Genomic DNA, 12,318 nt, shown 5'->3' on the forward strand with positions numbered 1-12,318 from the left:
TGAATGTGGGAGGTGTTCGGATAAAGTCGATAATCAAGGAAAACAAGAATCGCCACCCTTGTATCGAACAAGACAACCGCGTTATACTATCCCCCACATATGCGGGCATCGCCAAGTGGTAAGGCATCAGCTTCCCAAGCTGACACTCGCGGGTTCGAGTCCCGTTGCCCGCTCCATTCGAATTTCAGGCACGGTAACGTTTCGTTACTGTGCCTTCTTCAATAAAGTGCCGGGACTCGAACCCGACAGGGTGCGAGCGTTAAATAAACGCGAAGCGTTTATAGCGAGCAGGCAAGGTCGCCGATAGGCGACCGCAGCCGGTGCGGATTTGCGAAGCAAATACGCGGACGTCCCGTTGCCCGCTCCATCAGCCGAGGTCGATTTCGGGAACGACAGATTCGACCGGTTTCGCCCCCGCGTCTCCCCGGACCCAGGTTTGTCGACCGCAGCCGGTGCGGATTTGCGAAGCAAATACGCGGACGTCCCGTTGCCCGCTCCAATTCCAAAATGTTAGGTTAATGCCTGCTGCCCATACTCGCACCCGCGCACGGTACAATGGTTGAGTTACGACCAACGTGCCAATAACCAAAAAGGAGCCGCTATGATCGATCGCTATACCCGCCCGGAGATGGGACATATCTTCTCCCTCGAGAACAAGTATGCCATTTGGCAGGAGATCGAGGTTCTGGCCTGCGAGGCCCAGGCGGAGCTCGGCAAGATCGGCATTTCTAAAGACGAAGCCCAGTGGATCCGCGACCATGCCAACTTTGAGAAGGCGAAGGTCGATGAGATCGAGGAGGTCACGCGCCACGATGTCATCGCCTTCCTGACCAACATGAAGGAATATATCGACGCCGATGTTCCCGAGGGCGAGCCCAAGCCTAGTCGCTGGGTTCACTACGGTATGACCAGCTCCGACCTGGGTGATACTGCTCTGTGCTATCAGCTTACTCAGGCGTGTGACCTGATTATCGAGGACGTCAAGAAGCTCGGCGTGATCTGCAAGCGCCGCGCCTTCGAGGAGCGCAATACGCTCTGCGCCGGACGCACCCATGGCATCCACGCTGAGCCGATGACCTTCGGCATGAAGTTTGGCTCTTGGGCATGGGAACTCAAGCGCGACCTTGATCGTCTTGAGGATGCTCGCAAGAACGTTGCCTTCGGTGCCATCTCCGGTGCCGTCGGCACCTACAGCTCCATCGAGCCGTTCGTCGAGGAGTACGTCTGTGAGCACCTGGGTCTGGTTCACGACCCGCTGTCCACGCAGGTCATCAGCCGCGATCACCACGCCTATCTTGCCGGCGTGCTTGCCACTACAGCGGCCACCTGCGAGCGCATCGCGACCGAGGTCCGCAACCTGCAGAAGACCGATACACTCGAGGCCGAGGAGCCCTTCCGCAAGGGCCAAAAGGGCAGCTCCGCCATGCCGCACAAGCGCAACCCCATCACCATGGAGAAGGTCTGCGGTCTGTCGCGCGCCGTGAAGTCCAACGCCCAGGTCGCCTTCGACAACGTCGCCCTGTGGCACGAGCGCGACATTTCGCACTCTTCCGCCGAGCGTGTCGCCCAGGCCGATAGCTTCATCGCGCTTGACCATATGTTCCAGTGCCTCATTCGCGTTATCGACGGCCTGCAGCTGTATCCGGCCCGCATGATGGCCAATCTCAACAAGACCCGCGGCCTCATCTTCTCCTCCAAGGTCCTGCTTGCCCTCGTCGATACGGGTATCACCCGCGAGGATGCGTACGCCATTGTGCAGGAGAACGCCATGGCCACCTGGCACGAGGTGCAGGATTGTGTCTCTGGCCCCACCTTTAAGGAGCGTCTCGAGGCCGATCCGCGCTGCACCGTCAGCCAGGAGAAGCTCGACGAGATTTTTGATCCGTGGGACTTCCTCACCCGCATCGATACGGTCTTCGATCGCCTGGAGCAGCTGAGCTTCGAGTAGGGTTAACCTAATTCGACCGCTTGCGGATGCATTTCAACCTTTGGCGCCTTGCCCGTCTTGGGCGAGGCGCTTTTTTTACTGTCGCATATGCGCCCGGGTAATAAAATGAACTCCGACTGCTGTTTCGATGAAAGGGGGCACGTGCCCAGACGCATCAAGCGGGCCACCATCGTCTCGTTTACGCTCATACTCCTTGTTGCCGTCTGTGCGGGCGCCCTGACGTATACCGTTCGAAGCAGTTCTTCCTCCTCGAATGAAGCCGATAGAGATCTCCCGGTGCTCAAAATCGGCGTTACGGATAACGACCCCTATGTGTATGTCGATACCACGGGCGATTACGCCGGTATCGATATCGACATCGCCCGCGAGGCCTGCAAGCGTGCGGGGCTCAAGCCACAGTTTGTCGATATTGACTGGAACGATCGCGACCGGCTGCTCAAAAACGGTGATATCGATTGCCTGTGGTGTGACTATTCTCCCTGTTATCGCGAGGATAAGTATTACTGGACCGAGCCGTATCTAACCGTGACGGTCTCGGTTGCCGCCAAGAAAACGAGTGGCATCAAGTCCTTGGCACATCTCGATGGAAGTAAGACCATTGCGGTGATTGCGGGTTCGGTGAGTGAACGCCGATTGCTTGCGGGGGATTTGGGGGTCTCGTCGGACGTTCAAATCAAATCATATGGCTCTGCCGAACTCTGCAAAGCCGCTCTAGTCAAAGGGTACGTTGACTGCTGGATGGCGGATGTCCAGTCGCTTGACCGACTCGTTGCTCAGTATCCCGGCGTTTACCGTGTGTTTGCCGACAATGTTATGACGGTTGACCTGGGCGTCGCGTTTGATGACAGCTATGAAGGATCGGTCGTAAAGGATCTCAATACCGCGCTGTTCGACATGGATCGAGATGGCACGATTGACCGTATTGTGGGCAATTACAAGACAGGAGCGACGACGGGCGGGCAAGGAGGAAATTCATGACAACTGATGAGCACCGCTTGAGTCGAAAGACTCTGAACGTCATAGCTGCCAGCGTTATTGTCAGCGCCGTCTTGTTAGGCCTGTTGTATACGGTTGGAACCCATCGCTGCCTCGAAAAAACGCTTGGGTTTGGCCAAGAAACCATGGTGTTTTTGGAGAACGCTTGCGAAAAATATGACCGCTACGAACAGGGGAGAAAAACCGAGGCGACGCACGATTTGCTCGCCGCGGTCGAATCGTTTGTGACGTTCCTGTCCTCTGATCGCGTTGAGGTTAACGACGATCTTATCGAGCAATTTGTCCATGCCGAGAACCTTTCGGGGCTGATGGTCATGGACTCCGATGGCCATATGGCTGCCCACTACGACATCGATGGTCGCGATCCGCTCATGTTGTGGCGAGATGAGTTGGCCTGTTCGCCGGTCGCATCGATGTATCAAGGTTCCAAAGTGACCTACTCAACTGTCGATGAGCGCCGTGGTGTCGTTTTTGCCGTCTGTGCTGTTCCGTATGGCGACGGCGTTGCCCTGGCATACCGCTCACTTGTTTCCGATACGGCGGACGACTATTCATATGCCATAGCCGACGTGCTTTCGAACAGTACCTTCCACCAGGGTCCCACGGTGCTTGTTATGGAGGATGCGGAGATTGTCTCATCCAACAGTGCCGATGCTGACGTGTCGCTCGCCCGACTCCTCACCAGCGTAGGAGTTGAGTGGAAAGACGACGGCCTGACGCGCATCGAATATCGAGGAGACGAATGGTATGCCGTGCGTGCGGCATATAAGGACTACCGCCTGTTTGCGCTATATCCCAAATCTGAGGTCATGTCTGACAGGATTTCATTTGTCGCCGTCGGCGTCTTGGTGTGTCTTGCGTTTTGGGTTGTGGTGCTGTTGGCTCGAAATATCGTTGACCACCGCAATTTGGTCGAAAAGGATAAACAGCTCGGCATTATCAATGCCATAAGCGCCATCTACGATTCGACCTTTCTTTTGCATCTCGACACCCTCGAGATCGAGGGGATCAATATGTCGCCGGCGATAGCGAAGATATTTGCCGAGCACAGCGAGGCATATGACTTTATGGACACGGTCTGCCGGGATATCGTGAGCCCCGAAAGCCGCGAAGCGGTTGTGGGACTCGTAGATATAAGTTCGCTTCGTGAACGTATGGAGGGCGTACCGTACTTGGCTGCCGAGGTGCGAGATTGTCGAGGCGCTTGGTACTCGCTACAGGTTGTCCCCCAGCATCGCGATGAGCAAGGCCGGCTGGAGTCGGTCGTCGTGGCGACGCACAACATATCGATGGTCAAGCATGCCGAGGAGCTGTCATATCAAGACAAACTGACGGGGCTTCGCAACCGCAACTATCTTGAATCGCGCGGAGATAGCCTGGTAAACGAGGACTTGCCCGTGAGCGTGATTATGTTGGACTGCAATTATCTCAAGCGGACCAACGACATCTATGGTCACGAGATGGGGGATGAACTGCTGCGACGGACGGCGTCCGTGCTGCGGCGGGTGGCTGGTGCGGATTATCTGCCGATGCGCCTTGGCGGCGACGAGTTTTTGCTGGTTTGCCCCCATACTGACAACGAGTCTGCGCTCGGGCTGGAACAGGATCTTCGTCTCGGTCTTGCCGCGGTAAGCGATGAGGCCCTGACGGTCAGCGCATCGATTGGCGTGGCGACCGTCGAGACGGCTGGAAATACGCTGGCCGATGTATATCGTGTCGCCGACCACAATATGTATCGGGAGAAGCGCACGGTCCACGCACAGGGTGCGGACTGCTAATCTTGCCCCCGCGAGTCCATGCATCGTAGGATGTTGAATCGGTGCTTGCGATAATAAGTCGGCCCAGGCGGGGATAATAGACGTCTGAAATTTCTTTCTGAGAGGGGATCTCAATGATTAGTTTTGACTACAAGCCGCAGGGTGTATGCTCTCGCAATATTCACCTCAATCTCTCTGACGATGGCAGCAAGGTGCTGGGCGTTGAGTTTACCGGCGGCTGTGACGGCAATCTCAAGGCAATCTCCAAGTTAGTCGAGGGTGCTCCTGCCGATCGCGTAATCGAGGTTCTCGCCGGTAATACCTGCGGTATGAAAAAGACCTCTTGCGCCGATCAGCTTACGCGCGCTATCGAGGCCGCTCGCGCCGAGATCGCCTAATGAGTATCGCCGACCAGATCAAGAACGGAATATCGCGCCGCGGCTTTGTGCTCGGAGGGGCTGCCGCGGGCGCTGCCACGGTGCTTGCCGGATGCTCAAAGAAAACGGGTACCAGCGATGACGCCGCTGGCGAGCCACAGGTTATCAAGGACGATTCGAAGATTGTCTCGATCACTGATGAGTACGAAGCTGTCGATATCGATCTTGAGCCCGCGGCCTCGTGGACGCTGCCGCTGGGCACGCTGCTGTACTACTGCGATGGCGACTACGCCGCCGCGATGATGGCGCCTGCTTCTGCCCTGCATGCCAATACGCTTGGTGTGCTCAACCTGGGCGATGGCTCGCTTACCACATTAATCGAGGATCCTATCGAGGGCACGGGATATGCTTTTTACGATGTCCGTGCCGGCGATGGCGTGTTTGCGTGGGTTGAGATGAACTTTGCCAACTCATCGTGGAAGCTCTACGCTCAAAATCTGTCGGGCGCTTCGCTCTCTGGCGACGTGGCTGAGCTCGATCGAGGTGGCAAGGACTATGATCCGCCCCTGTTTACGGCGTTCGGGTCATCGGTCATCTGGTATAAAATGCCTTCGGCAGGCGGCAATAAAACGAGTAGTGATTCGTTTTGCTATCGTCGCTCGCTTGATGAATCCAAGGCCGAGGTAGTTTGGAAATCGATGGGCCGTTTTGCATCGGCCCCGCGCGCGAGTGACGGCATTTTGACCATCTCGCCGCGTGTCCGCAACGACGAAGGCGTCTACTACGGCATAACGGCAATCGATCTGACCGATGGCAACAACACCAAACGTGCCCAGCTAGTCCTTCCCTCGTCAGTCTCGCCTTTCGAGGCCGTATATATGGGCGATACCTTCGTGTTTTCTATCGAGGCGACCTATAGTGGCGTGGGCAGCCTGGGCAACATGGGCACGTATATCGGTAATGAGGGAGGGCCATACCTCTTTCTGTCCCGCGAGCCGCTCGCATGTGCTGCCGGCAAGAAGAATAAATATCTCGTTAAGGTACAGGCATCGCATTTTCTCATCGACACCTCTGCCAAGACCTATGGCTCGCTGTTGTCGCCCGACCGCGCTTTGGAATATGGCGATTATCCAGCTACGGCGGGAAAATCGGACTCATTCCTTACGTACGCCACGGTGCGCAACAGCCAGGGTATACCCGAGACGGTCACCGCACGCCTATTCTCTCTTTAAGCTTAGAGGGGTTAAAAAGGCGCCAACAGGGGAATAAACGCGTTGTAATTGTGAGTACCGCCCGCCGAGCTGCCGCGTCATAGTGGCATCCGGCGGGCTCAGGTGCGTTAAAATGGGCTTGTTCTTAGCTGATTGAGACAGGGGGGCCGTGTTATGGCTTCAGATGCAAAAAAGATTCTGCTGGTCGAGGATGAGAAGGCAATCCGTGACGCCGTCGCTGCCTATCTCGAGCGCGAAGGCTACTGGGTTGTGGGTGTCGGCGACGGCCAGTCCGCGATCGAGGAGTTCGAGAAGCATCAGTTTGACCTGGTCGTGCTCGACCTTATGCTCCCCAAGATCCCCGGCGAGCGCGTTTGCCGCACCATTCGCGATACCTCGGATGTCCCCATCATCATGCTGACTGCCAAGGGCGAGATCGAGGACCGTATTATCGGTCTTGAGCTCGGCGCCGACGACTATCTGATTAAGCCGTTCTCGCCGCGCGAGCTTGTCGCGCGCGTACGCGCCTTGTTCCGCCGTGCCCATCAGGCCGACGAGCCAGCCGTCGAGGTACTCGACTTCGGCGATCTGGTCATCGATATCTCGGGCCACAAGATTTTGGTCGAGGGCAAGGAAGTCGACCTGACGGCTTCCGAGTTTAAGCTGCTCACCACGCTTGCCCGTCACCCCGGTCGCGTCTACAACCGCATGGAGCTGGTCGAGAAGGTGCTCGGCTACGACTTTGAGGGCTATGAGCGCACCATCGATAGCCACGTGAAGAACCTTCGCGCCAAGCTGGGCGATGATCCCAAGAAGCCCAAGTGGCTCTACACCGTCCACGGTGTCGGCTATCGCTTCGAGGCTCCGGCCAAGACCGATAAGTCGGACGAGAAATAGGGAAATCACATATGACACCTGCGCGCTTTGAAATCGGACAAAAGCACAAGCAGGAGAGCGAGGCGGGTTCCAAGGCTAGTTGGAACACGCCTCGTTCCGATTCACGGCCAACGATGAGCTATCCCTCGCGCATGGCACTTGCTTTTGCTCTGACATCGCTCATGACGGTATTGGTGCTGGTGGGCGTGGTCTCTGTTGTGTGGGGCACGGTCTTTTCGGATTACACGCGCTCCAATATCGTCGAGATCGCCAATTCTGCTGCCGAAAAGCTTGCGACGTCGTATGAGGAAAACGGCAACTGGACTGCGGGCGAGCTGCGCACGGTCGCGACATCGAGTTTGGTATCCGACGACCTGAGTATGCAGGTCGTCAACAAGAAGGGCGTTGTCGTCTATGACGACTCATGGCCTTCGGCAAGCGCGACCGCCGATGTGCGCGAGAGCGAATCGGCGTCGAGCAGCTCGAGCGGTAAAAAAGCATCGCATAGCCCGGTCTCGTCTGCTCCAACCGACTCCGATAGCGTTGCTAACGTCGAGATTGTAACGTCTTCCGGCGAACATGTCGGACAGGTAAAGCTGTGGGCCATCGGCTCCGACGCTCTGCTCACCAAGGCGGACTCTGCGTTTAGGGAGAAGACCTTTAACGCCATGGCCCTCGCCGCAGTTGTTGCAATCTGCATTTCGGTCGTTATCGGATCGCTCGTGTCGCGCATGCTCACCAAGCCGATTCATCGTATTACCAGTACCGCAAAGCAAATCCGTGACGGCGACCTGTCGGCTCGCACGGGACTGCGCGGTGATGACGAGATCGATCAGCTGGGTGAGACCTTCGATGAGATGGCCACTTCGCTCGAGAAGGATATGAAACACGAGAAGCGCCTGACCTCAGACGTTGCACACGAGCTTCGTACGCCGCTTATGGCCATGCTCGCAACGGTCGAGGCCATGCAGGATGGCGTGTATCCCACCGACGATGAGCATTTGGAGACCGTTGCTTCCGAGACGCGTCGCCTGGCTCGTCTGGTGCAGCAGATGCTCGATCTATCGCGCATGGAAAACAGCACGGCTCCGCTCAACCTTGAGCCGGTGGACATGGTTCCTTTCGTGCGTTCCATCGTCAATGCCCAGGAGCGCCTGTTTGTCGACCGCGATCTGCGCTTGCGCTTTGCTGACGAGACCCAAGGTCACGACGATGTCGTCGAAGCCGATCCCGACATGATCACACAATGCGTCATCAATCTCATGAGCAACGCCATGCGCTACACCCCCGAGGGCGGTTGGGTCGTGGTGTCGGTGCTCAGTGACCGCAAACACGTCAGCATCGCCGTTTCTGATACCGGCATCGGTATTGCCAAGGATGACTTGTCGCGCATCTTCGGCCGTTTTTGGCGCGCCGATGCCAGCCGTGCCCGTGAGGCGGGCGGTCTGGGCGTGGGCCTCGCCGTGACTAAACAGATCGTCGAGCGCCATCACGGCTACATATCCGTGGAGTCGGAGCTTGGAAAGGGTACGACTTTTACAATTCATCTGCCTCGCGAGCACACGGCGGACGCGGCATCTACTACAATGGAGCACTAGCTTTTCGCTATTCGGTGAAGGAGGGGTTTCGTCCCTGCCGCTCCGAGTTTGCGAAAACGTGCGGGAAAGAACCCGCATTACTGTCGTATTTTGGTAAGGAGTGACTCACGTGACAACGATGGAGCGTCGTCCGGATTCCCGTGGCAAGGTTCGTGATATCTACGATGCCGGTGAAAACCTGCTGATGGTCGCCACCGACCGCATTTCTGCGTTCGACTTCATTCTTCCCGACGAGATTCCGTTTAAGGGAGAGGTGCTCAACCGCATCTCGGCATTCTGGTTCGATAAGTTTGCCGACATCGTTCCCAACCACCTCGTTTCCATCGACCCGGCGGATTTCCCTGAGGAGTTTGCTGAGTATCGTGACTACCTCGCCGGCCGCGCCATGCTGGTTAAGAAGGCCCAGACGATTCCTATCGAGTGCATCGTCCGCGGCTATCTGACCGGTTCGGGCAAGAAGACCTACGACGAGAACGGCACCGTCTGCGGCATCCAGCTGCCTGAGGGCCTGACCGAGGCTTCCAAGCTTCCTGAGCCGCTGTTCACGCCGTCCACGAAGGCCGAGATCGGTGACCACGACGAGAACATCTCGTTCGAGCGTTGCTGCGAGATCGTGGGCGAGGACATCGCCACGCAGATTCGCGACCTTTCCCTCAAGATCTACAAGGCCGCTGCCGAGTACGCCGCGACTCGAGGCATCATCATCGCCGACACCAAGTTCGAGTTTGGTGTCATCGATGGCAAGGTCACGCTGATCGACGAGTGCCTCACGCCCGATTCCAGCCGTTTCTGGCCTGCTGCCAGCTACGAGGAGGGCAAGATCCAGCCCAGCTACGACAAACAATTCGTCCGCAATTGGCTCAAGGCCAACTGGGATATGACGGGGGAGACCCCGCACCTGCCCGCCGAGGTCATCGATGGCACGTCCGAGCGCTATCGCGAGGCCTTCCAGATCATCACGGGCTCCCAGTTCACAAGCATGAAGGAGAACGCATAAGTGAGTACCCGTAGCGCCACGAACAAGCGCACGCAATCCCACGAGGTTACCGGGGTTGCGCGCAAGTCCGCCGCATCTGCTAAGCCTGCCCGTCAGGCAGCGAGCTCTGTCCGCGTCGTGCCGGCTTCGTCTAAGGCACGCCGCAAAGAGCTCGAGAAGGGCGAGAACCTCGAGGGCCTCTCTAAAGAGGAGAAGCGCGCCCGCAAGGCTAAGCAGCGCGCCAAGGAGGACCGCATCTACACGGTGTCGAATATCCTTCTCAAGCAGGATGAGGACTACACCAAGCGCCGCCGTATTTGGTGGGCTGTGCTCGCTATCGGCATGGTGCTCGTCGTGGCAATCGGGGCTTCGCTCTACTTCGCTCCCGGCGGCACGGTGTCCAGTCCTGTTCAGATGGTCGGCATCGTTTTGTCCTATGTCATCATCCTGGGTGACTTTATCTACGACTTCGCTCGTATTCGTCCCTTGCGTAACATGTATCGCGCGCAGGCCGAGGGCATGTCCGAGAACAAGCTCAACGCTCTTATCGAGCGCGCAGCTGCCGAGGAGGACAAGAAGGACTCCAAGAAGAAGTAGCGTTTGCATTCATACTTATCGCTAAGATATAAGGCGCGTCGTTTTTGCGGCGCGCCTTTTTACTGTTCTATAGATAGATGGAGTGGCACATGATTCGAGCTGCCCTGACGGTCGAAGAGGCTCTGGAGGGCATGAAGGCCCTGGAGCCCAAGATTAAAAACTATGCGCGCCTGGTTGTCCGCAAGGGCGTAAACGTCAAACCCGGCCAGGAGGTTGTCGTTCAGTCTCCGGTCGAGTGCGCATCCTTTGCCCGCGTGGTGGTCGCGGAGGCTTATGAAGCCGGCGCTGGCCACGTGACGGTTATTTGGGCCGATGATGCCGTGACGAGGCTCACGTACGAGCATGTCGATAAAAGCTATTTTGAGCAGACGCCCGAGTGGAAGCGCTTGCAGTTGGATTCCCTGGCCCAGGACGGTGCCTGCTTTATCTTTATCGAGGGTGCGGACCCTGCGGCTCTCAAGGGTATCGATCCCGCAAAGCCCGCCGCGGCTTCCAAGGCAAGGAATACGCAGTGCAAGGTCTTCCGCCGTGGACTGGACTACAACATCAACCCGTGGTGCATCGCCGGCGCTCCGGTCGTGGCTTGGGCGCACGAGGTGTTCCCGGGAGACGCCGATGAGGTTGCAATCTATAAGCTGTGGAATGCGATTCTGCACACCGCTCGTGCCGATGGCCAGGACCCGGAGAGCGACTGGGAGCTTCATGACGCGGCGTTCGAAAAGAACCTGCGTTTCCTGAACGACAATCGTTTTGACCGCCTGCATTACACCGCGGAAAATGGAACCGATCTGACGATTGGCATGACGAAGGGTCACGAGTGGGCCGGCGGCAAGGGCAAGACGCCCGATGGGCACCCCTTCTTCCCCAACATTCCCACCGAGGAAGTCTTCACCTCGCCTGATCGTATGCGCGCCGACGGTATCGTGTACTCGGCCATGCCGCTCATTCACCACGGTAACAAGGTCGACGATTTTTGGATTAAGTTCGAGGCCGGCCGCGTAGTGGACTACGATGCCCGCGTGGGCAAGGCGACGCTTGCGAGCATTATTGACACCGACGATGGTGCCGCTCATCTGGGCGAGGTCGCGCTCATTTCCAAGAACACGCCGATCCGCGAAAGTGGCGTTCTGTTCTACGATACGCTCTATGACGAGAACGCCAGCTGCCACCTTGCGCTGGGTGTCGGCTTCCCCGAGTGCATCGAGGGCGGGTATGACATGTCCAAGGAGGAGCTCCTGGAGCATGGCGTTAACGTATCGAGCACGCATGTCGACTTTATGATCGGCACGGACGACATCGATATTACGGGCATTACGCCTGATGGACGTGAAGTTGTGATTTTCCAGAACGGCCAATGGAGTTGGGAATAGTCCCAGACCGTGGTACAATGCCACCCGCGGGCCGTTAGCTCAGCTGGCAGAGCAGGGGACTTTTAATCCCAAGGTCCAGGGTTCGAACCCCTGACGGCCCACCATAGAAAAGAAAAGCGACTGGCGGATGCCGGCCGCTTTTTTGTTGCCGGTACACGGGTTCGAACCCGTCGGGGCGCGGAGCTGAGTAAACGCGAGAGCGTTTGCCAGCGCAGCGCGCAAGGCGCGAAAGCGCCGCAGCGGCCGCCTGCGGAGCAGGCTGGACCACTGACGGCCCACCATAGAATAGAAAAGCGACTGGCGGATGCCGGCCGCTTTTTTGTTGCCGCGCCACGGGTTCGAACCCGAACTTCTCTATATATAACAACGCTTGGCGAACAAAACCTGCCTTTTACCGACGGGAAACAAATAGCTGATGCTTTTGGAGTAAAGTGGCGCTCCAGAGATGACCGATGCCTTAACACCTATAAACCAGCTGGTCATCGCCAATATCAGAAGCCAATGCTTCAGTTTTAACCTCAGTGATGCGACTGAGGGACCTATTCATTTGTGAACAAAATATGGAGTGCGCGATTCCCGCCCCCGGCGCCCCTCCGGTCTGGCAATATATCT

The 12,318-nt window shown here is 57.3% G+C and carries 10 protein-coding genes and 2 tRNA genes; all 12 read left to right on the plus strand.

Annotated features, from left to right (window positions below; all coding sequences use genetic code 11):
* Positions 1 to 101 precede the first annotated feature (101 nt).
* Positions 102 to 176, plus strand: a tRNA-Gly gene (locus tag DW151_RS09790).
* 425 nt (positions 177 to 601) lie between these two features.
* Positions 602 to 1,948 carry an adenylosuccinate lyase gene (gene purB, locus DW151_RS09795; protein WP_118335638.1) on the plus strand — a complete coding sequence of 449 codons (1,347 nt, stop codon included), beginning with the start codon at positions 602 to 604 and terminating at the stop codon, positions 1,946 to 1,948.
* 141 nt (positions 1,949 to 2,089) lie between these two features.
* Positions 2,090 to 2,926 carry an ABC transporter substrate-binding protein gene (locus DW151_RS09800; protein WP_158551316.1) on the plus strand — a complete coding sequence of 279 codons (837 nt, stop codon included), beginning with the start codon at positions 2,090 to 2,092 and terminating at the stop codon, positions 2,924 to 2,926.
* On the plus strand, positions 2,923 to 4,722 hold the full coding sequence (locus DW151_RS09805; RefSeq protein ID WP_117647833.1) for a GGDEF domain-containing protein: 1,800 nt from the start codon (positions 2,923 to 2,925) through the stop codon (positions 4,720 to 4,722). Before DW151_RS09800 ends, DW151_RS09805 begins: the two co-directional genes overlap by 4 nt.
* Positions 4,723 to 4,835: 113 nt before the next feature.
* Positions 4,836 to 5,099, plus strand: a complete 264-nt coding sequence (locus tag DW151_RS09810; protein ID WP_089572560.1) for a TIGR03905 family TSCPD domain-containing protein — start codon at positions 4,836 to 4,838, stop codon at positions 5,097 to 5,099.
* Complete coding sequence (locus tag DW151_RS09815) at positions 5,099 to 6,310, plus strand: twin-arginine translocation signal domain-containing protein (RefSeq protein WP_117877334.1); 1,212 nt, start codon at positions 5,099 to 5,101, stop codon at positions 6,308 to 6,310. The genes DW151_RS09810 and DW151_RS09815 overlap by 1 nt, the downstream gene beginning before the upstream one ends.
* A 153-nt stretch (positions 6,311 to 6,463) precedes the next feature.
* Positions 6,464 to 7,186, plus strand: a complete 723-nt coding sequence (locus DW151_RS09820) for a response regulator transcription factor (protein WP_006236208.1) — start codon at positions 6,464 to 6,466, stop codon at positions 7,184 to 7,186.
* Between the two features lie 11 nt (positions 7,187 to 7,197).
* Complete coding sequence (locus DW151_RS09825) at positions 7,198 to 8,763, plus strand: cell wall metabolism sensor histidine kinase WalK (RefSeq protein ID WP_117877336.1); 1,566 nt, start codon at positions 7,198 to 7,200, stop codon at positions 8,761 to 8,763.
* Positions 8,764 to 8,881: 118 nt separating this feature from the next.
* Positions 8,882 to 9,760, plus strand: coding sequence for a phosphoribosylaminoimidazolesuccinocarboxamide synthase (locus DW151_RS09830; RefSeq protein WP_035136481.1), 879 nt, complete (start codon positions 8,882 to 8,884; stop codon positions 9,758 to 9,760).
* Positions 9,761 to 10,336 carry a hypothetical protein gene (locus DW151_RS09835; protein WP_117646130.1) on the plus strand — a complete coding sequence of 192 codons (576 nt, stop codon included), beginning with the start codon at positions 9,761 to 9,763 and terminating at the stop codon, positions 10,334 to 10,336.
* Between the two features lie 89 nt (positions 10,337 to 10,425).
* Positions 10,426 to 11,706: an aminopeptidase gene (locus DW151_RS09840; RefSeq protein ID WP_118335640.1), complete on the plus strand. Its 1,281-nt coding sequence runs from the start codon at positions 10,426 to 10,428 to the stop codon at positions 11,704 to 11,706.
* Positions 11,707 to 11,734: 28 nt separating this feature from the next.
* A tRNA-Lys gene (locus tag DW151_RS09845) sits at positions 11,735 to 11,810 on the plus strand.
* Positions 11,811 to 12,318 lie beyond the last annotated feature (508 nt).

The sequence above is a fragment of the Collinsella sp. AM13-34 genome (assembly GCF_003473055.1).
Lineage (GTDB): Bacteria > Actinomycetota > Coriobacteriia > Coriobacteriales > Coriobacteriaceae > Collinsella.

Excerpts from the sequence above, each read along its gene's own strand:
- DW151_RS09820 (WP_006236208.1), top strand. The coding sequence starts at position 6,464 with ATGGCTTCAGATGCAAAAAAGATTCTGCTGGTCGAGGATGAGAAGGCA.
- DW151_RS09840 (WP_118335640.1), top strand. The coding sequence starts at position 10,426 with ATGATTCGAGCTGCCCTGACGGTCGAAGAGGCTCTGGAGGGCATGAAG.
- DW151_RS09805 (WP_117647833.1), top strand. The coding sequence starts at position 2,923 with ATGACAACTGATGAGCACCGCTTGAGTCGAAAGACTCTGAACGTCATA.
- DW151_RS09810 (WP_089572560.1), top strand. The coding sequence starts at position 4,836 with ATGATTAGTTTTGACTACAAGCCGCAGGGTGTATGCTCTCGCAATATT.
- purB (WP_118335638.1), top strand. The coding sequence starts at position 602 with ATGATCGATCGCTATACCCGCCCGGAGATGGGACATATCTTCTCCCTC.
- DW151_RS09815 (WP_117877334.1), top strand. The coding sequence starts at position 5,099 with ATGAGTATCGCCGACCAGATCAAGAACGGAATATCGCGCCGCGGCTTT.
- DW151_RS09825 (WP_117877336.1), top strand. The coding sequence starts at position 7,198 with ATGACACCTGCGCGCTTTGAAATCGGACAAAAGCACAAGCAGGAGAGC.
- DW151_RS09830 (WP_035136481.1), top strand. The coding sequence starts at position 8,882 with ATGGAGCGTCGTCCGGATTCCCGTGGCAAGGTTCGTGATATCTACGAT.